Here is a 23488-nt window from a genome sequence, read left to right as displayed (position 1 = left end):
GAATTTATAGACGAAATTTTGGAAAACACGATTTCTAACTAAAATTTAACAGATTAAATTTTTAAGAACACTATAAATCAACAAGTTAAAATTAACGACTTTTAACTAAAAATCAGCACCTATACAGTAAAAGTAAATTTATGAAGCCTTAAATAAAATATAAAAACTTATGCGTTATAAAAAAGAATTCCGCAAGCTATTTTACGAGCGCGGCATTACTTTTTTAAAAATATGTTCCCAGCGGTATTTCCGAATCCATTTGCCTTGCTCGGGGGTTACCAAAAAAGGTTGTTTTTCTTTTTTTGCGTTGCAATAACCTTGTAAATAATCGGTAAACAGCCCAAAACGTTTCTTTTTAAAAGCCAACTTTACCGAAGCCAAAACCGAAAGCCACAATCCGTAACGCAGACGATAAAAAACACTTCCTTGTAAAAATCGGGCATTGCGATTGTAACCGGCTCCCGTAGGACGTAAATGCTTCACTTTTAACGAAGTATCAACTTTCACTTCCCATCCGTAAAATCGGGCTAAAAGTTCATCAACCGTATCCCAGCCCATTGCCTCTTTTAGTCCGCCAATGGCTGAAAAACAGTCTTTTCGGTAAGCCTTCACGGCGCCCCGCAAATGGTCGGCATTGGTGAGGTTTTCCAAAAGCCACTCCCCGTTTTTTTCGATATAACAAACGCCTCCGCACATTCCAACCGTCGGATTTTCAGAAAAATAAGTAACCAACGTTTCTAAATAATGAGTCGGAAAAATCAAATCAGCATCAAATTTACAAATCACCTCCACATCGCCGTTAAGTAACCTAAGTCCTTCATTAAAAGCCTGAACCACTTTACTTCCGGGTGAATGCGTTGCTTGGTGCTCACGCCGAACGACCTCCAACAGCGGATATTGCCGTTTTAATTTTTGCAAAACAAGTGGCGTTTCATCGGTTGAAAAATCATCAACCACAATTACTTGCAAGGGCTGATGTGTCTGTGCAAAAAGAGAATGAAGTGTTTTTTCAATATGCGCAGCCTCATTGTGTGTTGGGATAACGATTGAAAAATTCATAACACACTGTTAATCAATTGTATCATATTCTATAATATAAATCTCTTCATTATCGTGCTTCAAATAATAGGCTTCGCGCCCCATTTTTTCCTTACCTTCATCGGTATTCAAAATCAGTAGTGTGTTTTTATCCTTTTCAATTTCTTTTTCAAGAAATTGCTTTTGCTTGTTCAACTTATTGATTTCTTTGTTTAACTCCCTATGAGTCAGCAATGAATTGGAATCAAAAAAAGCCATCCAAATTACAAAAAAAACGAGTATGACAACGTATAGTTTATACCCTTTTAAAAACGATATGTAACGAAGAAATGATTTCATCAGGAAACGCTTTGTTGCACGCGGTTATGAACAATCAGCTTAATAATATCAATTGCCACATTGTTGCGCCTGTTATTCGGAATGATGATATCGGCGTACTCTTTGGCGGGCTCAATAAATTGCAAATGCATTGGTTTTAAGGTAGTTTGATAACGGTTTAACACCTCAGCCACATCGCGCCCCCTTTCGGTGGTATCGCGTTTAATACGGCGAATTAGGCGCTCGTCCGAATCGGCGTGAACGTAAATTTTAATATCAAACAAATTGCGAATGTCGGCGTGTGCAAAAATCAAAATCCCCTCAACGATAATCACTTTTGTGGGATTTACCTGTACGGTTTCGCCCGTGCGATTATGCTCAACAAACGAATAAACAGGACATTGCACCGATTTGCCTTCTTTAAGCTCCATTAAATGCTGTTTTAACAAATCAAAGTCAATGGAAGTGGGATGGTCAAAATTTGTTTTAACTCTCTCGGAATAAGGCAAATGACTCATATCCCGATAGTACGAATCCTGTGATATAATCGTTACTTCGTCTTGTGATAATTCTTTAACAATTTGATCCACTACGGTGGTTTTTCCGCATCCGGTTCCTCCTGTAATTCCTATGATTAACATTTTTAATTTATTTTATTGATAATAAACTGCTGATTTTTATTGTTTTGCATCTAATTAACGCGAATAATTCTGGCGCCCAAAGCCCGCAAACGCTCATCGATATTTTCGTAACCCCGGTCTATTTGCTCGATATTGTAAATGGTTGAAGTTCCTTTGGCGGAAAGTGCAGCAATGAGCAAGGCGATTCCGGCACGAATGTCGGGTGAGGTCATCAAAGTTGCTTTCAACGGTGACTTGAAATCATTGCCGATAACCGTTGCCCGATGGGGGTCGCACAAAATAATTTTTGCGCCCATATCTATCAGTTTATCAATGAAAAACAAACGGCTTTCAAACATTTTTTGATGAATCAAAACCTCTCCGCGTGCTTGTGTTGCCATTACCAGAATGATACTGAGCAAATCGGGCGTAAAGCCGGGCCAAGGCGCATCGGAAACCGTTAATATTGAACCGTCTATGTAATTCTGAACTTCATAACCTTGCGTGTGTGCCGGAATGTAAATATCATCGCCCCGACGTTCAAGTGTAATCCCCAACTTCTGAAACACATTGGGAATCAAGCCTAAATGTTCCCAGCCCACGTTTTTGATAGTAATTTCACTTTGGGTCATCGCAGCTAAGCCAATCCAACTACCGATTTCAATCATATCCGGCAGAAGTGTGTGCGTGCAACCCGAGAGTTTCTCCACCCCATTAATTGTCAGAAAATTAGAACCAACACCCTGAATATCAGCTCCCATAGCATTAAGCATACGACAAAGTTGCTGTACGTAGGGCTCACAGGCAGCGTTGTAAATCGTGGTTGTCCCTTCGGCTAAAACGGCTGCCATAATAATATTGGAAGTCCCTGTTACAGAGGCTTCGTCAAGCAACATATCCGTACCTTTGAGGCGTTTTGCCTTTACGCTATATGTTTGATTTTCTCTGTCGTATTTAAAATTCGCACCTAATTTTATAAACCCTTCAAAATGAGTATCTAACCTTCGGCGACCAATTTTATCACCACCGGGACGCGGAATATATCCCACCCCGAAGCGCGTCAGAAGTGGTCCCACAATCATAATCGACCCTCGCAAACCTTGCCCTTCGGACTGAAATGCAGGTGATTGCAAATAATTCAGATTGATTTCATCGGCTTGAAAACTATACGAACCCTTTCCCAGTTTTTGGATTTTGACGCCCAAATTTTCAAGCAGTGATATTAATTTATTGACATCAAGTATGTTAGGAATATTGTGTATGGTTACTTTCTGGTCGGTAAGCAACACGGCACACAAAATCTGCAATGCCTCATTTTTAGCTCCTTGTGGCGTAATTTCACCTTTTAATGTGTATCCGCCTTCTATTTTAAACACGCCCATTATTGTGAGTTTTTACTTCTTTTTATAATTTGAATTTCCTTTTTTGGTTTGCGTATTGGCAATCCGTTTGGTTAAATTCTGTCTGGTTTTCATCAAATCGTTACTGTTTGTCAGGTCTTCTTTCGCTTTTGCCAAATCAAGTTGCCCTTGACTGAGTTCATAAAGATGCTGAAAAACCACCTCATCATCAACGGCTTCCTTATTCCAAGTTAAGTAACTCTTTTTCATATGATTGGCTATGGCATATTTTAAAGCCTCTTTAAGCTCACCTTCTTCCCAACTCACACAAACGTCAATCATTTTTTTGATATTGTTGCCGTAAAAACGATATTTCGGATGATTTTGCGGATATCGCAACGCATCGGGGCGTTTGGCAAGCACATCGGCTGTGGGTTTTTCAAAGGGCGAATCAACATCTAACCGAAAGCCTGACATAATGAAAAGCTGATCCCACAATTTATGCTGAAAATCAGGCACATCACGCAAATGCGGAAATAAATTTCCCATTACGGTAATGATGCTCTTGGCGGTGTTGTTGCGTTCTTCACGGTCTTCAAGCGTGATGGCTTTTTCAATCATTTTTTGAATATGTCGACCGTATTCAGGAATAATGAGCGGCGTGCGCTCGGTGTTGTATTCTAAATAATTCATAAAACGTAAGTCATTTACAATGAAAGAATTCCTTCAATTTTTCCTACCTCTCTGTAATAGTGAATTACCGCATCGGGGTTGGGCAAGGTTACCGTAACGGATACCCCCGTGTATTTCCCCGCAGAAGACGGACGCGTTTTAATCTCGGCATCGGTTTCTTTGAAAATATTGCGAATGGTTTTTATATTTTCATCAGTTGCCGGAACGATGAATTTATATAAATAAGAAGTTGGAAATGAAGTAGTTTCTTCCAACTCTTTTTTTAATCGCTCGAAAAAATCGTTTAATTCTTGTTCTGTTTTCATTCTCTAAACTTTTTGCAAAGATAACGGTTTTCAGCCGAAGAGAAAAATATTTTAGGTTTTTCAAAGCAAGATTTTCTTCAATTTATGCAGTAATGCGTCAAATAACATCAAAAACTTATGGTGATTTTGCACACTTACTTTTGAGATGTAAACATCTCAAATACGCTATTTTAACAAAATGATAAAATTTATTTCTTAAAAAAATGATAAAATTTTCTGGATTGAAGTTTCTAGTTTTCGTTTTTTTTTCGTACTTTCGTCCAAATTTTACACGTATGAAAAAAATACAGCAAAAAACATTCGGAACTCACAACAATAAAAGCGTAGAACTCATTACGCTAACAAACAAAAACGGAATGGAAGTGTCCGTTACCAATTTCGGCGGAATTATCACTTCCATAAAAGTACCCGTTGGCGGTAAAATGATTGAAACCGTGCTTGGTTTTGACACTTTTGAAGAATATGTTAGCGAAGCATATCGCAAAGGTTACCCCTATTTAGGAACCATTATCGGGCGGAATGCAGGGCGCATCAAGTACGGGAAAACGAAAATCAACGGAGAAGCCGTGCAACTGACCACCAACCACGGCGAAAACCAACTTCACGGCGGTTTTGTAGGCTTTGACAGTGTGGTTTGGAACGTTGTTAAAGCGGAAGAAAATCCCAATCCGTCAGTAACATTGGAATATTTTTCAAAAGACGGCGAAGAAGGCTACCCCGGCAACCTAACGGCTACCGTTTCGTACACACTTCTTGATGATAATTCCATTCAAATTCAGTACGGCGGAAAAACCGACAAACCCACCATTTTAAATCTCACGCAACACACCTACTTCAACTTAAATCACGGCAACGAAAGTGATGTTTTGAATCACACACTTACCATACATTCAGACAAGTACGTTCCGTTAGTACCTGAGTTTTTCACTCCTACCGGTGAGATTTTGCCTGTGACCGGCACACCGCTTGACTACCAAAACGGGCAGCTTATTTACGAGCATACCGATAACTCGTTTGTCAATGAAACCAATGGTGATAAGTGCATCGGTTCGGTAACCAACGCCGAGAAAACCATCACGGTAGAGGTACGCACCAATCACGCCGTGTTACATATCTATGCAGGATATTATCTGCCTGAATTGGAAGTAAAAAACCGAAAAAAATTGGGCAAAAACACCGGTTTCTGCTTTGAAGCGCAAGGTTTTGCCGATGCGTTAAATCACCCCAACTTCAAAAGCACCCAGTTAAACCCCGACGAAACATACAACTATTGGACAAACTTTAAATTCATTTTTTAAATATATAATTAACAATTAATTAAATTTTAATTTAACAATTTTATGAGTAATACTAACACACAAAGTTCACAAGGAAATTTTATTGCCATCATAGCGATGATTTTCCTTTTTGGTATGATTTCATTTGTTACCAACTTAGCCTCACCGATGGGTGATATTTTAAAATTTCAATTTAATGTAGCCAACTGGATGGGTACTCTCGGGGTATTTGCAAATTTCATTGCCTATGCCGTTATGGGGTATCCTGCGGGTAATTTATTGGATAAATTTGGATACAAAAAAACCGCTTTAATTGCCATTGCCGTAGGCTTTTTAGGCGTAGGCATTCAAACGCTTTCCGGTATTATGGGGAGTTTCGGGGTTTATCTGTTAGGAGCTTTCATTGCCGGTTTTTCAATGTGTTTACTCAACACGGTGGTAAACCCGATGCTTAATATGTTAGGCGGTGGCGGGAATAAAGGAAACCAACTCATTCAATTGGGAGGTTCTTTTAACTCACTTTGCGGCACGGCGGTAATCATTCTTGTGGGTATTTTAATTCCGCAGGGGATTAAAAACGCTCAAATCAGCAACGTATTCCCATTGATGTATGCTGCTTTGGCTATCTTCGCTTTTGCTTTTCTTGTTATTTTGTTCACAAATATTCCGGAAAAACACAAAGAACAACAAACTGTTACCAACGCTACGTATGAGCACAGCCCGCTGTCATTCCGTCACTTTGTTTTGGGAGCTATCGGTATTTTTATCTATGTGGGAGTAGAAGTAGGAGTTCCCAACATTTTGAACAAATGGTTACAAAACTCAGATTTAGATGTTTTAAAACTTGGCGACAAAGGAGGAGCCGAAGCCATAGCAGGCTCTGTTACAGCCACATACTGGCTATTAATGTTAGTGGGTCGATTACTCGGGGCTGCTATCGGAAGTAAAGTTTCAGCCAAAAAAATGCTTACTTTTGCTTCCGGATTAGGATTGGTGCTCACATTGGCTGCCATCTTCGCTCCGGTGGATTCACTTGTAAACCTTCCTGTGTTTAAAAACGATTCAGAAGGCCTCTTCGGATTGGTTAATGTACCTGTAAACGCCGTTCTATTAGTACTTGTTGGGCTTTGCACCTCAGTTATGTGGGGCGGAATTTTCAACCTCGCGGTGGAAGGACTCGGCAAATATACTGAAAAAGCTGCCGGTATCTTTATGGTAATGGTTTGCGGTGGAGGTATTATCCCGCTAATGCAAAACGGAATTGTAGATGCCACTGACGGTCTCGGTTATTTGACAAGTTACTGGCTGATTGTAATATGCTTGGTTTTCCTTTTATATTATGCTGCCGTTGGTTGTAAAAACGTAAACAAAGACATTCCAGTAGAATAATTCCTCTAACACAAAATTAGTAAATAATTTATTATGAATAATTTAGACACTGTAAGAAATACATTTAAAGAACGTTTTAACACCCAAGGCGATGTTTATTTTTCGCCCGGGCGTATCAATCTTATCGGCGAACATACCGACTACAACGGAGGCTTCGTGCTTCCGGGTGCGGTGGACAAAGGTATGCTCATTGAACTAAAACCCAACGGAACCGACAAAATTCGGGCGTATGCCATCGACCTAAAAGAATACTCTGAATTCGGAATGAATGAAGAAGACAAACCCGCCGAAGGCTGGGCAAAATACATCTTCGGGGTGGTGCGCGAATTGGCAAAACGAGGCGGAAAAACAGCAGGCTTCGACACAGTTTTCACCGGCGATGTGCCTCTGGGGGCAGGAATGTCATCATCGGCAGCCCTTGAAAGTGCCTATGCCTTTGCCCTGAACGAAATTTACAAATTAGGCTTCGATAAAAAAGAATTGGTAAAAGTTGGGCAAATGACCGAGCATAATTACGTAGGCGTAAAATGCGGTATTATGGACCAATTTGCTTCCCTTTTCGGAAAAGAAGGACACCTTATCAAACTGGATTGCAGCACAATGGAGTTTGAATACGTTCCATTCAACCCCAAAGGTTACAAGGTGGTTCTTTTGGACTCTGTGGTGAAACACGCTTTGGTGGGGTCGCCTTACAACGAGCGTCGCCTCTCTTGCGAACGCGTTGCCAAAGAGTTGCACAAAAAATATCCGGAAGTGGAGTTTGTATGTCAGGCTAATTTCGAGCAGCTTAAATCGGTAAAAGATTTAGTTTCAGAAGAAGATTATCGCCGTGCCGAATATGCCGTGGGTGAGGCTGAGCGCCTTCGTACGGCTTGTGAGGCAATGACGCAAGGTGATTTTGAAACCGTCGGAAAAATGATGTACGGCACCCACTGGGGAATGAGCAAACTCTACGATGTAAGCTGTGAAGAGCTTGATTTTCTGGCAACCATCGCAGAAGAAGCGGGCGTTTCCGGAAGTCGTATAATGGGCGGCGGTTTCGGCGGTTGTACCATCAACATCGTTAAAGAAGAACTCTACGATGCGTTCATCGCCAAAGCCAAGAAAGAATTTGCTGCCAAATACGGTCACGAACCGAAAGTTTATGACGTGGTTATCGGCAACGGTTCGCGAAAAATCGCTTAAATCCGTTTAAATAAAAAGAAAAACTACCCAAAAGGGTAGTTTTTCTTTTTTTAGATTATTCTCCATAAGCAGTAAGTTCCCTAATAGATGTGACTCTTGTGCTTGCCGCATCTTCCGGAATCATCAGTTTAATATACCTACATCTTGTTGATTTCACAGGGCAAGTTATCATAGGAATCGTTCTGTCAAATTTAAACTTACCTACATACTCCCAATTTGACTGATCAAGACTTGTTTCAAATCGCAAGTAACCAATACTATTATTATCAATATTTCGAGGAACAATATCAAGTTGTGAAACTAAATGCTCTTTCCCCATATCAATTATTATTTCATATGGAAGAGGAGAATTTCCTCCTTGCCACTTACTATGCCAAAAAGTATCGGTATTATCATCAATCAAATGGATAGCTTTCCCGTTGTTAGGTCCTTCTCCCATTGTTTCTTCTGTCGTTGTTGACACGATTTTCCAAACTGATTTTGAAATTTTCATTCCTTTCTTTGACATTACAAACACACATTTTGCATTGGCATCATATTTGATATTATCTGTTTTATTTCCATTTAAAGAAGAAGTAATTGAATTTATTTGCACGGGCAATATGTAGTTTCCAGGTGTTAATTCAGACACGTTTATAGTATATGTCAACGTTTTTTTGTTTTCACCTGATTTTAAGACGATTTTATCGTCTCCTTCATACGCATTTTTGGGGAGTAGTGCATAAAATGTTCCTTGAGTGGTATTATAATTTTCCACTACTTCTTCTGAATGCACTATATTGGCGGTAATTTCCCATTTGTTGGTAAAAGGTACGCCAAATTGAGTTATTACGGAAACTTTATTCGTGGCGGACAAGTCAACATTTGTTTCTCTTTCATTGAGAATTTTTAGAACAGGATCTGAAATGGTAAAAGTGTAAAACACAGTATTTTTACTCGGATTTGCTTTATATCCGCTATTTGATTTTAATCTTAAAGGCAAAGCAAATATTTCTTTATCGTATACATTATTTGATTTTTCAAGAATTTTATCAGGGTAGTATTTTAAAATAAATTTCTCTTCATTAGCAATTCCAGATATATTAACTGAATGATTACTAAAATCATAACAATTTTCTGGAAGTAGCTTATACGAAGTACCCAACGATTGATTTATGGAATCTAACAATTTTGGTACAACTAGCATCTCAACTGTTGATACTCCTCCTGAGAGTCCACCTTTACCAACCCAAATTTCTTGTTCAAATACTTCTCCTACATCATATGCCGTAAGTTTTTGAACTCCTGTTATTGGCAAATACAACACACCAGGTGTCATTCCCTCATAATCCATATTAACATCACATCCAAAATGGAAAAAAAATGTTAGTACTATAAAAATTTTTAATATGTAGTTCATTTTTTCTATTTTTAAAAATTATTAAATTCTCCAACCCGGATTTTGCACTACTGCCCCTTTTGTTTTTTGTAATTCATAAAAAGGAACTGGATGTAAATACATTTTTCGCGTGAATACGTTTCTATGTACTTTTTTACGTGTGTAAAAACCAGAAATATCTTTATCCATATCCATTCCATACATATCTCTATTTTGGTTACCTTCGGGTTGGTCGGCTATCATCCAACGTCGTACGTCAAAATATCGCTGTCCTTCTGTTGCCAGTTCTATTCTTCTTTCACGCCGGATTGCCTTTCTTTGCAATTCTTTGTTTCCAGCAATAGAAGGATTAAGTTTTTCAATATCAGGCAATCCGGCTCGAGTTCGTACTTTGTTTAAATATAGTAAAACATCGGAATCAGATGGTGTTACCTCATTGAGCACCTCTGCATATAACAAATAAAAATCAGCCAAACGAAAAATAATAGATGGTCTAAATTTTGAAACCACTCCGGGTGGGCGTTTATGAACTTTTCTGTTAAAACGTTTATAAAGCAAATAACCCGTTGGTGTATGTTGGCCATTTTTATCATTAGCGGACCCTAAATGAAAATTTATCACATTGTTGGTTATATGCCATTTACGTCCTTGATAAAAAACCGTATTATAAAATCGGGGTTCTCTTTTTACCCACATATTGTGTACCGGACTTCCGTCAAGATCTGTGAAGCCAGTTTCTGAATAGAGGGGTGAAGCCGACAAAAAGTCTGTATTTTTGATAGGAAGACCATCTTCCATATAAAAATCATCTACTAATTCTTGATACACAGCAATGCTCCCCAACCCATTTTGTTCACTACGGGGAGTGGCTCTTCTGTCAAAAGAATCTTGATCCATACCTCCCCAATTATTGGAAGCTGTTGCCCATATAATTTCTTTTGTATATTTTTGAAATAATTCATACACATCATCAATAGGATTGTTTGTTGAATACAATTCGTAATTTCCGGCTTCAGCATAATCAATAAAATCTTTTACGGCTTCTTTTGCCTTTTGCCATTTATTTGCATCATAGTCAGGATACATCCGCATCTTTTCTCCATTAGGTCCATAGGGGGTCATTATTGTTAAGGCTTCAGAATATCCACCATTCAACAACGGACTTGCCGCATACATCCACAATTTAGCCCGAACTGCCAGTGCCACACCTTTTGTAGGCAAAGCCCTATACTGTTCATCTTCAATAGGGACTTGTTTTAGTTGTTGCGCTACGGCCAGTAATTCTGAATCAATGTAATTAATAACTTCATCAAGAGGAGCACGTGGTATATCAAAATTATCTTTTTCTTCAAAAATTTTATCTTTCACTAGCTGGATTGAGCCATATTGTTCAAACAACATATAATGGTAGAAAGCACGCATAAAACGAACGTTTGCTTTCATCTCTGCCACTTGTTCTTCTGTCAACACATCGGCTTGTGAACCCGTTGCTTGTATAGGTTTTACCTTAGCTAAAAAGATATTGGCTTGACGAATTAATTTGTAAGCATCACCCCATCGATGAAATTTTACATTTTCTTCATTTTTATCTGATGTGACATAATAGCCTACGTCTCCATACGGAGCTATAACCTCATCTGTCATAGCCATCCAAGGGTTTGAAAAACCTCCTGCATTGATTACTGCTGAATAATCGGGAACTCCGGTAAAAACATTTGCATAATAACGTCTCGTATACCCAACGTTATCAAATACTTGGTCAAGATTTTGTAAACCATTCGTTTGCTCATCTGCAACATCTAAAAAATCAGAACAAGCTCCCAGTGTTGCTGAAATTAAAAATACATATATAATTATTCGTTTCATATTATTATTTTTTGGATTAAAAAACTAAAAAGAAATATCTACCCCTAACGAAAAACTTCTTGACAACGGATAATTTAAACCCGCATTTCCGTTACCTGTTTCTGGATCAAAATACGTAATATCATCCCACACATACATATTGTAACCGATAAGATATAATCTTGCAGAATTAATTCCTGATTTTTTAAGCACTGATTCAGGAAAATTAACCCCTAACTCTGCGCTTTTAAATCGCAGAAACGCTCCACTTCTCAACCACCAAGTACTCGCTACACGATTATTTTCGTTGTTTTCGTTACGTGTGTGCAGACGAGGCATTAAAACATTGCTGTTATCAGCTCCTTCGCGCCAACGATTCAAAGCGAATGTTCGGTAGTTGGATTGGTCAACACCCCAAGAAAAGGGAAACCAACCTTCAGATGTGTCTCCTCCAAAAAGTACAGATGTATTTCCTGCTCCTTGGAAGAATGTATTCAAATATATTTTTTTATAACGTACCGAAACTCCAAAACCATATATAATTTCAGGAATAGACGGATGCCCTATACCTCTGATTCTATCGTAGTTATCAATAACTCCATCTCCGTTAAGGTCTACATATTTAATGTCTCCCGGACCTAAAAGCCCGTTTAAGGTGGGTTGTGGTAAATGTGATTTTAATCTGTACGACTTTGTTCCGTTAGCATTATTGGTTATAATAAAATCATCTTCCGTATAAAGACGATCGGCAACATACAACGTACTCTCTTTCAATCGGGTATTGGTCATTGCCATCCAAGGGTAACGAGTAGGTAACTCATCATATTCAGTAATTTTATTTCTTGCAAAAGTAAAAGTTGAACGAAAACCAAAATTAAAATTTCCTATATCAAATTGTCCATCTAATGAAGCATCAACTCCTCTGTTTATTACACGCCCATAGTTTGCCCAAGGATCATCCCTGAATCCCCCAACCTGCGGTAATGTCTTTCTTTTCAACAAAATACCACTACGCTCCGAATCAAAATACTCTGCAACCAAGTTAATTCTATTTTTCCAAAAACCCAACTCAATTGCCAAGTTTTTCTTGACTTCAATTTCCCAACTCAATGTAGGTGAAGATAAACGCTCTTCGTAAATACCGTTATTTATTGGATTAACTCCGCCATTATCACCAAACCCTTGTGAAAAACCTCCTGCATCCATTTTGTAAGTAGGGCGATATAAGAAACGATCTCCTCCCGTATCATCATTACCTGTTCTTCCTAATGAAACTCTAAGTTTAACTTTATTTACGTAGTCTTTTAATTTTTCAGGATAAAATTTTTCATTTGATAAAAAATAAGCTACCCCTACGGCAGGGAAAAAACCAAATCGATAGCCTTTTGCAAATTTTTCAGAACCCGTATAACCAAAATTTGCTTCAACAAAATAACGATCATCATAACCATACGTTAAGCGCCCCACTGCTCCCATACTTCTGAAAGGTAACGGATTATTGTGATTTTGTACATCTCTGGCTGAAAAAAGAGTCATAGCACCAATTCTGTGATTTCCAAAAATGCGGGAATAATTCAGTGAATTTTCAAAGTAAATATTTTTTTTTGCATCAAATTTATTTGAAAAATTTGACAATTCGGGTGAACCTGAATGTGATTGGGTAAAAATTAATTTTCCATTTGCATCACGCCCCGTTGCATAAAAACGAGATGGATCCAGACTTCTTGTTCCTCCAAAAAAGCTATCATAGTCAAAACTAACAAAAGCTTTGTAATCAAGACCTTGAAGTATTGCATCTAATTTTTGATTTAGAGAAACTCTTGACTGGATAGATGTTCGCCACTCTTTTGAATAGCCTGAATGCATCAATTGATTGTACGGGTTGCGCATATTAGAATCGCGTTCCTGCGGATAAGTAGCGATCGTACCATCACTGTATTGTGCCGGAAAAACATAAGGAGGTGTAATTAACATTGACCTAAAAATTTGTGAAGTTCCTACTCCTGGGAAAGTATTAACCATATATTGCCCCGCAAGATCAACTGAAACAGAGGTTGTTTCCGAAATATCCATATCAACATTTGATCTCAAATTAAACCTTTTTACACCGATGTTTGTTTGGTACTTGTTATCAGGTCTGTTTTTGAATATTCCCGACTCTTGGTAAAGAGCCCCTGAAACAAAATAGCGAGCTCGTTCAGTTCCCCCCTGTGCATTCAAAGAATATCTTTGATTGGTTGTAAAATCGGATAGCATAGCCTTGAACCAATTGGTATTGGGATATAAATCAGGGTCAATATTATCTCTGTATTTTTGAATTAACTCTTCAGAAAAGAAAGGGGATTCACCATCATTGTATTTGGCTTCATTAAAAAGTTCCATATATTGGACTGAACCTACGAATTCCGGAAGTCGTGTAGGCATTGAATAGGAATGTTCGGTTCGGAAAGAAATTTTTGCCTTTTCTACTTTTCCTCGTTTCGTAGTTATTAAAACAACACCATTAGCTCCTTGTGCACCGTAAACCGCTGTTGCAACAGCATCTTTCAAAATAGAAAATGTTTCTATTTCATCAGGTTCTACATCATTGATTGAGCGGGGCACTCCATCTACCAATACCAATGGATTCGTACCACCTGCAAACGAACTAATGCCACGTATATAAAATTCTGCATTATCATATCCAGGTTCTCCAGAACGTTGCACGGCAATCAAACCCGCTATTTGTCCTGCCAATGCTCCACTTAAATTTCGAGTAGGAGTTGAAATTTCCTTGGGTTTAACAGTACTGATTGAAACTACTAAATTACTCTTTTTTTGTTGCCCGTAACCTACTACCACAACATCATCTAATTGCTCAGCAACCTCTTTAAGTATGATATTGATTATCAAATATTTACCCCCCCCAATTACTAAATTTGAGCCTATTACTTTCTCTTGGGTTGTAAATCCAATAAAACTAAAAACAAGCACATCTTTGGGATTGACAAAAATTTCGTACTTCCCATCAATGTCCGTAGATACTCCTTTTGTCGTGTTCTTTACAGTTACAGCAACTCCAGCTAAAGGAATTCCCTTTTCATCTGTTACCACTCCAATAACTTTTCTACCCTGCTGAATCAAAGTCTGTACGCTAAAACAGCTTTCTTCAGCAGTAATTTTTCCTTTCATCTCTGTACTACCAAATAAAAGCAATACCGAGAAAAACACTTTGAAAAACAAAATGCTTCTTTCATAAAACAATCTTTTTTTCATAATAAGAATTATTATTAATACTTCTGCAAAATTAATAAAAAAAAATACTTATTATGATTTTTTTATGTTAAAATTGATATTTCACATTTCGTTTTTTACACTAACACTTCCTTATATAACACAAAAACAAACAAATAGATGTTATTTTTAGTAACAAATAACACCCGATTTTTACTTTTAAACAAGAACCCAAAATATGAACTTGATTGATTTACGAAACAAAACAAACTAATTACAGTAACATACCAACGTAAAAATACAATCATATTACTACATAAAGATACATTTCAAAAGTTTTAACACAGATATTATCATATTAAACGAAACAAACCAATACTTACAATCATTCCACAGCATTCCAATCAAAACAAAACATTATTGGCGGATGAAAATCATCGGTAAAAAAGTAGGAAGTTTTAAGAAAAATGACTAATATTGCGCCAAAAATAATTTTAATTTATGGAAACAAACAATAGCGGATTTACCCCTAACTTTGGAGGAAATTTTGAAGGAAAACAAAAAATAGACGTAACAGCCGTTTATGTGCTTGCCGTCATCGGTATTTTGCTCTCGTGGTGTTGTAGCCCTATTGGTATCATACTGGCTGTCATTGCTGTAATACTGGTTTCAAACAAACTATCAGCCTATAAAAGCAATCCGTCGGGTTATTTTGGGGTGGAGAACCTCAACACGGCAAAAATCATAGCCTATGTAGCTTTGGGGTTAAATATTTTGTTCCTCATTTGGACGGTATATCGCTTAGCTACAACCGATTGGAACGTTATAATGCAACAATACCAAGATATTTTGCAACAAGCCGAACAAATGGACTAATCAAGTAAAAACAAAAAATAAAAGCCTTGACACCAAAATCAAGGCTTTTTGCATTTGTTTTTTTAAACAAACAGCTTGGCAACTTGCTCATTTACAAACTCCAAGAAAGTTTCATCTTCTTTGGTGAAGGGGTCAATCGTGTGGGAGTCAATATCAATTTGCCCGATGTTTTGTCCGTTTACAAACAGCGGAACCACGATTTCCGATTTCACGGTGAGGCTACACGCAATGTAGTTATCTTGCGCCTTTACGTCGGGTACTACAAAATTTTGGTTGGAAACGGCTACCTGTCCGCAAATGCCCTTCCCAAAGGGTATTTGTGTATGCTCGGTGGGTTCGCCGGCAAAAGCCCCCAGATGAAGCGTTTTCGTGGCGTGGTCGGCAAAGTAAAACCCCACCCAGTTGTAATGCAGAACGCTGTTTTGCAGCAGGTTACAAATAGCTTGCATTTTATGCTCACGTGAATGATTTTCCTGACAAATTCGGATAATTTCCGGCTGTAATTTATTAAAATCTGACATCTTTGTGTTTATAAATAATCAAAATCAGGCAAAGGTAGTCAAAAAATAGCAGAAGTACAATATATTATTTGTAAAATCTTACAAGAAATCGTATTTTTGTGCTTCGCAACCCGAGTTGCTTCCGTATAAAAAAATAAAAAAAATCCTATTTTAGTTACTATCTTATTATTTTAACAATGAATAAAAATTTAAATCCAAATAAAGAGAATTACTCAGCGCAAGAACTGGATATTGAACGCGCGCTACGCCCCCTCTCATTTGATGATTTTGCAGGGCAGGAAACCGTGCTTGAAAACCTCAAAGTGTTTGTAAAAGCGGCTAATATGCGGGGTGAGGCACTTGACCACACGCTCTTTCACGGACCACCGGGGCTTGGCAAAACCACCTTGGCGCACATTCTTGCCAATGAGCTGGGCGTGGGCATTAAAATCACTTCCGGACCGGTGCTTGACAAACCCGGAGACCTCGCCGGACTGCTGACAAATCTGCAAGAACGCGATGTGCTTTTCATTGACGAAATCCACCGCCTGAGCCCCATCGTCGAGGAATACCTATACTCGGCTATGGAGGACTATAAAATTGACATTATGATAGAGTCCGGGCCTAATGCCCGCACCGTGCAAATCAACCTGAACCCCTTTACGCTCATCGGGGCAACCACGCGCTCGGGGCTACTTACAGCACCAATGCGGGCGCGATTCGGAATTCAGAGCCGATTACAATATTATACGACGGAATTGCTCGCCGATATTATCCAGCGCAGCGCCTCCATTTTAAAAGTACCCATCTCAATGGAAGCCGCCATTGAACTAGCAAGCCGAAGCAGAGGAACTCCCCGTATTGCCAATGCCTTACTGCGCCGTATTCGCGATTTTGCGCAAATTAAAGGAAACGGAAAAATTGATGCCGAAATAACCCGTTTCGGACTCAAAGCCCTTAATGTAGACGCACACGGACTGGACGAGATGGACAATAAAATCTTAACAACGCTTATCGATAAATTTAAAGGAGGTCCGGTTGGCATAACCACACTTGCCACCGCCGTTTCTGAGAGCGCCGAGACTATTGAGGAGGTATACGAACCTTTTTTAATTCAAGAGGGATTTATCGTACGGACACCACGAGGCAGAGAAGTTACCGAGCTTGCATACCGACATCTTGGCAAACTCCCACCCAATGTGCAAGGTTCTTTATTTTAGTGATTAAAATAGAGTTTTGATAAGTAGCACCCTTTTCAACCAAAGATAAAACAGCTATTTTTAAAAGATTCACTTTTTTCACCGTAGTTTGAAAACGATAAAATGATATTGACACCTATTTTCAACCAAAGGTAAAACAAACTTTACTCATCACAAAGTTCATTTTTCCCGAAGATGAAAATAATCAATTTTGAAGTTTATCTATTTTCACCAAAGGTTGAAATTTTAAAAAATACAAAAAAATGACTTTTTACCTATGGATGAAAATAGATTTACATAAAGAAAGTTTTATTTTTACCTAAGATGAAAATCAGATTTGATAAAATTAATTACCTTTGTCAAAGTTTGAAACTTTGACAAAGATTTCAGGGTAATTTTCATCAGCAGATGAAAGAAACATCAGAAACAATATTTTACCTTTATCAAAGTTTGGAATTTTAATGAATGTTACAAAACAATTTTAATCAGCAGATGAAAGAAAAGTTAGAAACAATATTTTACCTTTGTCAAAGTTTGGAATTTTAATGAATGTTGCAAAACAATTTTAATCAGCAGATGAAATAAAAGTCAGAAACAATATTTTACCTTTGTCAAAGTTTGGAATTTTGACAAAGGTTGCAGAAAAACTTTTATTTCAAGTCTAAAAGTAGGTTTCTTTCTTAAAAAATAAACTTAAAAAGTTGGTTAAAAAAGAAAAATAAGCAGTTTTATGTTAAAGTACTATTAAAAAACTTGCTTGATGTAAAAAATTATCGTACATTTGCCTATGTAAAAAAGTTTAATTATATCAAAACCTAAATTAATATGGAAAGTATTTTAGAAATCAAAGGAATTAAATTAGGGCAACTTAACAATGATGAGTATGCTCAATTTATCACGGAAGTTGTTGGCTTACTTGGCGACACGCCGCTTGAAAAAATTTTCATAAAAGAAGAGGATTTCAATCAGCTGAAAGAGCGATTGAGTTTGCTTTCAGATGTTATCCGAAGAGCGCGTACTAGCAAAGAAACCAACTCCATAGCCGAGCTTGACAAACAACGAAATAAATTGCTGGTTTTCTTATTTTCACTCTTGCGGGTCGAGAAAAATAACATCAACAAAAAACGAAGCGATGCCGCTACGGCGCTTTACAACGAATCGAAGAATTATCTGGGCATTCAAAAGTCGCCCATTCGTCAGAAAACCCATTCAGTCAAGGGATTACTTATCGATTTGAACAAGCCCGAAAATAAAATGCACGTAGCCACCTTGGGCATTGAAAATACGCTTGAAGCCTTGGCAGAATGTAACCAAGAATTTCAAAAATTGGTCAGCAATCGTTCAGATAACCGAATGAGTAACAAATTGCCCAGCGCCCAAAAATTGCGTAATGAAATCAGCGCTTTGTACAAGCATTTTACAACCTGTGCCTATGCAATGAACATCATTCACCCAACCGATGAAAGCACCAATTTTATAAATCGGTTAAATCGTGTGATTGAGGAAATTATGGCGATAAACAAACAGCGTTTGGCACTGGTTACATCAAGCAAAAAAATAACCCCGTTAATTGATTAATAACGGAATTTAAAAAAGGTAGTTGATTGTATTTTCATTTTTGATAACTGCTTGTAAACAACATATTTAAAAAGACATTCAGTTTGTTTACGGGCAGTTTTTCACGCTAAAAAAAGAAAGCGGCAAACACCTTTAATTTTTTAAAAATAAGAATTGATGACACGCATAAAAATTCATCTTTATATATGTATGTTGCTGTGGCTGTGCTTTCCTTTGGGATTGCTGGCTCAACAGACTGATGATGAAGCTCCAAGCGGGGGTATTTCTTTTAAATCAATGCGAACTAAAAAGAAAAAAGACAGCATCACTTTTACGGCAAAGGACTACAAACTGATTTCGCACCTGCGAGATACCACCTCGGTGGACACCACCCTAACCATTCAAACCTATTACAAAAGCAATGCTTGGGGGGAGGATTTATTCGGAAAAATGCCTTTTTCGAATATGGGTCAGCCGTATAACACAATGGTTTATGATTTTGCAAACCGCAGTTACCTGCCATCGATGGGTGCCACGGCAAAAAATCAGTTTTATTTGACCCCCGAGCAGATACATTATTATTTGTTACCTACCCCATTAACGCAGTTTACGTACAAAACCGGAATGGAGCAAGGGCAAATGCTCAACACGCTCTTTTCGGTAAATTTAAATCCGCGATTGAACTTATTCATCGCCTATAAGGGGCTTCGATCGCTTGGAAATTACCAACGGATTTTGGTTAGCAATGGCAATTTACGCCTTGGTTTTTCGTATATGTCGCCCAACAAAAAATACGTTGTTTTTGCGCACTATGCAGGTAACGATACTGAAAGCCAAGAAAATGGGGGGATTACCTCGCCTGAACAATTTGAGTCGGGTGATGACCAGTTTAAAAACCGAGCCGTAATGGACGTTTTTCTTTCTGACGCCGATAATCTGCGGGAGAGCAAGCGTTATTTTGTGCAGCAAGACTATGCTTTTTTGCGCAATCGCGATTCGTTGGCTTCATATAAACAGATTCGGTTCAGACATCGATTTTTGTATGAAACCGAATATTACAAATTTTCACAAAACAGCCCCAACGCGTTTTTTGGCGATGCCTACGTAACGACAAACATCGCTGATTATATGCAACTTCAAAAGATGGTGAACACAGCCGGCGCCGAGCTTGAATTGCCTTATCTAGGGCGTACGTTTGTTTACGGAAATGCTTACTTTTATAACTACTTTTTTAGGAATGCCTTCTATCGGGCAGGTGTTTTGCAACCGCATCAGATTAAAGCTACCGAGCTGAGTTTGGCACTTCAATGGCATAAAAAAATAGGCGGATTTTCAATCGATGCGCAAGGCGAACAGACCTTTGTGGGCAGCATTACGGGCACGAAACTCAACGGAAAATTGGCGTATGTCTTCAATGAAAAAAATCATATCCAAGCCGGAATAGATATTCATTCGGCTATGCCAAATTTCAATTTTTTACTCTATCAAAGTGATTATAAAAATTATAATTGGAACAATATCAGTGAGTTTAACAAGCAACACACACAAACGCTGTACGGTAACCTCACCACCCGGTGGGGCAGTGTTTCGGCAAGTTTAACCAACCTGATTAATTACACCTACTTTGCCGTACAACCGCCCGCCACTGCCGACGGGCGCGGACAGTCGCTGCCACGCCAGCATTCGGGCACTATTCAATACTTAAAACTCAAATTACAAAAAGAATTTGCCTTCGGGAAATTCAGGCTGGACAACACCTTACAATATCAAAGCGTTGCGCAGAATGAGCAGGTGCTTAATGTGCCGACTTTCATCACCCGCAATGCCTTGTACCTCGCCACGCCGATGTTCAACAAGGCGATGTATTTGGAAACGGGCATCGGGTTTAATTACTTTACACGCTATTACTCAAACCGATACAATCCGTTGCTGGCAGAATTTGAATCGCAAAATGAAGTAAAAACGGGAGGCTTCCCGATGTTTGATTTCTTTTTGAATGCCAAGGTGCGCACGATGCGTATTTATTTGGGCATAGAGCATTTCAACCCGTATGTGATGGACATCAATTGGCTGTTTAACAAACAGTACTATAACTATTATTCCGCTCCAAATCAACCCTATCGCGACATACTTATCCGATTGGGCATTTCGTGGCATTTATTTTCGTAAACAAACAAAACAGTTATGAACAAGCAAGTCATTTTCAAAGATTTAGGACTGAAAGATTACAAAGCCGTTTGGGACTATCAAGAAAATTTGTTCCAATCCGTTATCGATATCAAGCAAAAAAACAGGCACGAAGCCACCAACAACCCCACGCCTAATTACTTGCTTTTTGTGGAGCACCCGCACGTGTACACGCTGGGCAAGAGCGGCGATATTTCAAACCTACTCATCAGCGAGCAAACCCTTAAAGATAAGGGAGCTACCTTCTATAAAATCAATCGGGGCGGCGACATTACCTACCACGGACCGGGGCAATTAGTGGGCTATCCCATCTTGGATTTAGATAACTTTTTTACCGACATTCACAAATACCTCCGTTTTCTGGAAGAAGTTATCATTCTCACTTTGAAGGAATACGGCATTGAAGCCACCCGAAGCGAAGGTGAAACCGGCGTATGGATTGATGTAGGCACACCCTTTGCACGTAAGATATGTGCTATGGGGGTTAGAAGTTCGCGATGGGTAACGATGCACGGTTTTGCGCTGAATGTCAATGCCGATTTGGGTTATTTTGATAATATTATTCCGTGTGGGATACGGGGCAAGGCAGTAACTTCGCTCAATGTGGAATTAGGCAAGAAAGAAATACCGATGGAAGAGGTTAAAGAAAAGATAATGAGGCACTTCAAAGCGCTTTTTGAAGTTGAATTCATTTAGCTTTCCGAAAAGATTTTCTAAAAATAACAACGCTTAAAACACAGTGTTTCTCGGCAGGGCAAATCGTTTTATGTTTTACAACCGAAAAAAGAAATTGGGCGTCATTGCCGGCGCATCGTTTTTATCCTTTGGAGAAACAACATTGATAATAAGCGCTTTATATTTCACTCCATTAAGAAAAAAACCGATTTTCGGGCTTTGTTTGCCATACAAAAACATTAATTTTGACGGAGCTATTTTTTTTACTACTTTTGCCCATAATTAATTAAGAACCATTTTGCCAATTGTTCTTTTCAATAGGCATTTGGTTAGTTAGCATACTATTTTTATATGAAACACATTGCAGCCATTGGTGGGTATTTTATTATGCTCTACAACACATTTCGCAAGCCGACCCACTGGGGCATTATGAAGAATTTGATTCTCAGGGAGATTGACGATTTGATTTTTGGCTCTATCGGCATCGTTGCGTTTATCTCGTTCTTTGTCGGCGGGGTTGTTTCGGTTCAAACGGCTTTAAATATTGATAATCCTTTTATTCCGAAATACTTAATCGGTTTTGCCACCCGGCAGTCCATCATTTTGGAATTTGCCCCTACTTTTGTGGCGATTATTTTGGCCGGAAAAGTAGGTTCGTTCATCACGTCGAGCATCGGCACAATGCGGGTTACCGAGCAGATTGATGCCCTTGATATGATGGGTGTTAATTCACTTAATTATCTGGTTTTCCCTAAGATAATAGCCTTATTATTGCTTCCTTTCTTAATTGCGATGGGTATGTACTTAGGTATTTTAGGCGGTTGGGCATCGGCGGTGGTTAGTGGCTACACCACATCGAGCGAATTTGTACAAGGGGTTCAGATGGATTTCAAAGTATACAGCTTGATTTACGCCTTCACCAAAACGATTGTTTTTGCGTTTTTCTTGGCTACAATCCCCGCTTATCACGGCTATTTTATGAAGGGAGGCGCTTTGGATGTTGGGAAGGCAAGCACCACTTCATTTGTATGGACCAGTATCGTAATTATCCTGTCCAACTCAGTAATTACACAATTATTTTATGCCTAATAACCTAAACAGCACTTCAAAAAAAGATGATTCAAGTAGAAAATTTACATAAATCGTTTGATGGCGTTCCTGTTTTAAAAGGGATTTCAACCATCTTTGAGAAAGGAAAAACCAACCTCATCATAGGGCAAAGCGGGTCGGGAAAAACCGTTTTTTTAAAATCACTCTTGGGGCTGTTCATCCCCGATGAAGGGAATATTATTTATGACGGAGTGAGCTATGCCACAATGAAGCGCGATGAACGCACCAAACTGCGGCAAAAAATGGGAATGGTGTTTCAAGGAAGTGCACTGTTTGATTCAATGACAGTGCTTGAAAACGTGATGTTTCCGTTGCAGATGTTTTCAAACAAAACCCCTGAAGAAATCCGTGAGCGCGCCGATATGGTGCTCAGTCGCGTGAATTTAATCAATGCCGAAAACAAGTTGCCCTCAGAGATATCCGGCGGGATGCAAAAGCGCGTGGCCATTGCGCGGGCTATCGTGAACCGCCCTAACTTTTTATTTTGCGACGAACCCAACTCGGGGCTTGACCCAAAGACTTCCATCGTGATTGACAACCTCATTAAAGAAATTACCGAAGAGTTTAACATCACCACCGTTATCAACACCCACGATATGAACTCGGTAATGGAAATCGGGGCAAAGATTGTCTTTCTGAAAAACGGATATAAAGAGTGGGAAGGCTCGAAAGACACTATTTTTGAGACGGATAACGAAGCCGTTACGGATTTTGTATATTCATCAGAGTTATTTAAAAAGGTGCGTAAAGCCCATTTGAGCGAAAAACAATCTTGAAGCAAAA

At 38.7% G+C, this 23488-nt stretch carries 20 protein-coding genes; 10 read left to right on the top strand and 10 right to left on the bottom strand.

Going from position 1 to position 23488, the window contains the following annotated elements:
- Positions 1-201: 201 nt before the first annotated feature.
- Genes Q4D72_RS04420 through Q4D72_RS04395 form a run of 6 tightly spaced genes read right to left on the bottom strand, consistent with a single transcriptional unit; the run spans position 202 to position 4314 of the window.
- A complete protein-coding gene (locus Q4D72_RS04420; RefSeq protein ID WP_303076316.1) occupies positions 202-1059 on the bottom strand; it encodes a glycosyltransferase family 2 protein in 858 nt (285 codons plus the stop codon).
- 9 nt (positions 1060-1068) lie between these two features.
- On the bottom strand, positions 1069-1377 hold the full coding sequence (locus Q4D72_RS04415; protein WP_303076313.1) for a septum formation initiator family protein: 309 nt from the start codon (positions 1375-1377) through the stop codon (positions 1069-1071).
- On the bottom strand, positions 1377-1997 hold the full coding sequence (gene udk, locus Q4D72_RS04410; protein WP_303076312.1) for a uridine kinase: 621 nt from the start codon (positions 1995-1997) through the stop codon (positions 1377-1379). Before udk ends, Q4D72_RS04415 begins: the two co-directional genes overlap by 1 nt.
- A gap of 50 nt (positions 1998-2047) precedes the next feature.
- Positions 2048-3358, bottom strand: a complete 1311-nt coding sequence (gene murA / locus Q4D72_RS04405) for a UDP-N-acetylglucosamine 1-carboxyvinyltransferase (RefSeq protein WP_303076311.1) — start codon at positions 3356-3358, stop codon at positions 2048-2050.
- Positions 3359-3370: 12 nt separating this feature from the next.
- The gene (locus Q4D72_RS04400) at positions 3371-4009 is read right to left on the bottom strand and encodes a DUF4290 domain-containing protein (RefSeq protein WP_303076310.1); all 639 of its coding nucleotides are present in this window, start codon (positions 4007-4009) and stop codon (positions 3371-3373) included.
- A 14-nt stretch (positions 4010-4023) separates the two neighbouring features.
- Positions 4024-4314 (bottom strand): DUF493 family protein, encoded by a 291-nt coding sequence (locus tag Q4D72_RS04395; protein ID WP_303076309.1) that lies wholly within the window; start codon positions 4312-4314, stop codon positions 4024-4026.
- 275 nt (positions 4315-4589) lie between these two features.
- Here Q4D72_RS04395 and Q4D72_RS04390 point away from each other — a divergent pair, with 275 nt between their 5' ends.
- From Q4D72_RS04390 to galK, 3 genes are read left to right on the top strand one after another with little or no spacing between them, the layout of a single operon-like run.
- Positions 4590-5612: an aldose epimerase family protein gene (locus tag Q4D72_RS04390; protein WP_303076307.1), complete on the top strand. Its 1023-nt coding sequence runs from the start codon at positions 4590-4592 to the stop codon at positions 5610-5612.
- A gap of 42 nt (positions 5613-5654) precedes the next feature.
- Positions 5655-6980: an MFS transporter gene (locus Q4D72_RS04385; RefSeq protein ID WP_303076306.1), complete on the top strand. Its 1326-nt coding sequence runs from the start codon at positions 5655-5657 to the stop codon at positions 6978-6980.
- Between the two features lie 33 nt (positions 6981-7013).
- The gene (gene galK, locus Q4D72_RS04380; RefSeq protein ID WP_303076304.1) at positions 7014-8165 is read left to right on the top strand and encodes a galactokinase; all 1152 of its coding nucleotides are present in this window, start codon (positions 7014-7016) and stop codon (positions 8163-8165) included.
- 55 nt (positions 8166-8220) lie between these two features.
- Here the strand turns inward: galK and Q4D72_RS04375 are convergent, their stop codons facing one another.
- Genes Q4D72_RS04375 through Q4D72_RS04365 form a run of 3 tightly spaced genes read right to left on the bottom strand, consistent with a single transcriptional unit; the run spans position 8221 to position 14643 of the window.
- Positions 8221-9564, bottom strand: a complete 1344-nt coding sequence (locus Q4D72_RS04375; protein WP_303076303.1) for a DUF1735 domain-containing protein — start codon at positions 9562-9564, stop codon at positions 8221-8223.
- 21 nt (positions 9565-9585) lie between these two features.
- Entirely contained in the window at positions 9586-11409 is a 1824-nt protein-coding gene (locus tag Q4D72_RS04370; RefSeq protein WP_303076302.1) for a RagB/SusD family nutrient uptake outer membrane protein, read from the bottom strand.
- 24 nt (positions 11410-11433) lie between these two features.
- Positions 11434-14643: a TonB-dependent receptor gene (locus tag Q4D72_RS04365; RefSeq protein WP_303076301.1), complete on the bottom strand. Its 3210-nt coding sequence runs from the start codon at positions 14641-14643 to the stop codon at positions 11434-11436.
- 459 nt (positions 14644-15102) lie between these two features.
- Between Q4D72_RS04365 and Q4D72_RS04360 the strand changes: the two genes are divergently transcribed.
- Positions 15103-15477, top strand: coding sequence for a CCC motif membrane protein (locus Q4D72_RS04360; protein ID WP_303076300.1), 375 nt, complete (start codon positions 15103-15105; stop codon positions 15475-15477).
- A 62-nt stretch (positions 15478-15539) separates the two neighbouring features.
- On the opposite strand, the gene Q4D72_RS04355 is transcribed toward Q4D72_RS04360, so the two are convergent.
- Positions 15540-15998, bottom strand: a complete 459-nt coding sequence (locus tag Q4D72_RS04355) for a GAF domain-containing protein (RefSeq protein ID WP_303076298.1) — start codon at positions 15996-15998, stop codon at positions 15540-15542.
- Positions 15999-16174: 176 nt separating this feature from the next.
- Between Q4D72_RS04355 and ruvB the strand changes: the two genes are divergently transcribed.
- The 6 genes from ruvB (at position 16175) to Q4D72_RS04325 (ending at position 23481) form a co-directional block, all read left to right on the top strand.
- Positions 16175-17197 carry a Holliday junction branch migration DNA helicase RuvB gene (gene ruvB / locus Q4D72_RS04350; protein ID WP_303076297.1) on the top strand — a complete coding sequence of 341 codons (1023 nt, stop codon included), beginning with the start codon at positions 16175-16177 and terminating at the stop codon, positions 17195-17197.
- 804 nt (positions 17198-18001) lie between these two features.
- On the top strand, positions 18002-18754 hold the full coding sequence (locus Q4D72_RS04345) for a DUF6261 family protein (protein WP_303076296.1): 753 nt from the start codon (positions 18002-18004) through the stop codon (positions 18752-18754).
- A gap of 156 nt (positions 18755-18910) precedes the next feature.
- Positions 18911-20902: a putative porin gene (locus Q4D72_RS04340; protein WP_303076295.1), complete on the top strand. Its 1992-nt coding sequence runs from the start codon at positions 18911-18913 to the stop codon at positions 20900-20902.
- A 15-nt stretch (positions 20903-20917) separates the two neighbouring features.
- Entirely contained in the window at positions 20918-21616 is a 699-nt protein-coding gene (gene lipB, locus Q4D72_RS04335) for a lipoyl(octanoyl) transferase LipB (RefSeq protein WP_303076294.1), read from the top strand.
- 330 nt (positions 21617-21946) lie between these two features.
- Positions 21947-22684, top strand: coding sequence for an ABC transporter permease (locus Q4D72_RS04330; RefSeq protein ID WP_303076293.1), 738 nt, complete (start codon positions 21947-21949; stop codon positions 22682-22684).
- A gap of 26 nt (positions 22685-22710) precedes the next feature.
- Complete coding sequence (locus Q4D72_RS04325) at positions 22711-23481, top strand: ABC transporter ATP-binding protein (protein WP_303076291.1); 771 nt, start codon at positions 22711-22713, stop codon at positions 23479-23481.
- The last annotated feature ends 7 nt before the right edge of the window (positions 23482-23488 follow it).

It is taken from the genome of Capnocytophaga sp. (assembly GCF_030532915.1).
GTDB lineage: Bacteria > Bacteroidota > Bacteroidia > Flavobacteriales > Flavobacteriaceae > Capnocytophaga.
This window is presented reverse-complemented; position numbering and strand designations above follow the sequence as displayed.

Bases quoted from the DNA above. Each gene is read 5' to 3' on its own strand.
- Q4D72_RS04390 (WP_303076307.1), top strand. From the start codon at position 4,590: ATGAAAAAAATACAGCAAAAAACATTCGGAACTCACAACAATAAAAGC.
- lipB (WP_303076294.1), top strand. From the start codon at position 20,918: ATGAACAAGCAAGTCATTTTCAAAGATTTAGGACTGAAAGATTACAAA.
- Q4D72_RS04355 (WP_303076298.1), bottom strand. From the start codon at position 15,998: ATGTCAGATTTTAATAAATTACAGCCGGAAATTATCCGAATTTGTCAG.
- Q4D72_RS04400 (WP_303076310.1), bottom strand. From the start codon at position 4,009: ATGAATTATTTAGAATACAACACCGAGCGCACGCCGCTCATTATTCCT.
- Q4D72_RS04345 (WP_303076296.1), top strand. From the start codon at position 18,002: ATGGAAAGTATTTTAGAAATCAAAGGAATTAAATTAGGGCAACTTAAC.
- Q4D72_RS04395 (WP_303076309.1), bottom strand. From the start codon at position 4,314: ATGAAAACAGAACAAGAATTAAACGATTTTTTCGAGCGATTAAAAAAA.
- Q4D72_RS04370 (WP_303076302.1), bottom strand. From the start codon at position 11,409: ATGAAACGAATAATTATATATGTATTTTTAATTTCAGCAACACTGGGA.
- Q4D72_RS04420 (WP_303076316.1), bottom strand. From the start codon at position 1,059: ATGAATTTTTCAATCGTTATCCCAACACACAATGAGGCTGCGCATATT.
- murA (WP_303076311.1), bottom strand. From the start codon at position 3,358: ATGGGCGTGTTTAAAATAGAAGGCGGATACACATTAAAAGGTGAAATT.
- Q4D72_RS04365 (WP_303076301.1), bottom strand. From the start codon at position 14,643: ATGAAAAAAAGATTGTTTTATGAAAGAAGCATTTTGTTTTTCAAAGTG.
- Q4D72_RS04330 (WP_303076293.1), top strand. From the start codon at position 21,947: ATGAAACACATTGCAGCCATTGGTGGGTATTTTATTATGCTCTACAAC.
- udk (WP_303076312.1), bottom strand. From the start codon at position 1,997: ATGTTAATCATAGGAATTACAGGAGGAACCGGATGCGGAAAAACCACC.
- ruvB (WP_303076297.1), top strand. From the start codon at position 16,175: ATGAATAAAAATTTAAATCCAAATAAAGAGAATTACTCAGCGCAAGAA.
- galK (WP_303076304.1), top strand. From the start codon at position 7,014: ATGAATAATTTAGACACTGTAAGAAATACATTTAAAGAACGTTTTAAC.
- Q4D72_RS04325 (WP_303076291.1), top strand. From the start codon at position 22,711: ATGATTCAAGTAGAAAATTTACATAAATCGTTTGATGGCGTTCCTGTT.
- Q4D72_RS04360 (WP_303076300.1), top strand. From the start codon at position 15,103: ATGGAAACAAACAATAGCGGATTTACCCCTAACTTTGGAGGAAATTTT.
- Q4D72_RS04340 (WP_303076295.1), top strand. From the start codon at position 18,911: ATGACACGCATAAAAATTCATCTTTATATATGTATGTTGCTGTGGCTG.
- Q4D72_RS04415 (WP_303076313.1), bottom strand. From the start codon at position 1,377: ATGAAATCATTTCTTCGTTACATATCGTTTTTAAAAGGGTATAAACTA.
- Q4D72_RS04385 (WP_303076306.1), top strand. From the start codon at position 5,655: ATGAGTAATACTAACACACAAAGTTCACAAGGAAATTTTATTGCCATC.
- Q4D72_RS04375 (WP_303076303.1), bottom strand. From the start codon at position 9,564: ATGAACTACATATTAAAAATTTTTATAGTACTAACATTTTTTTTCCAT.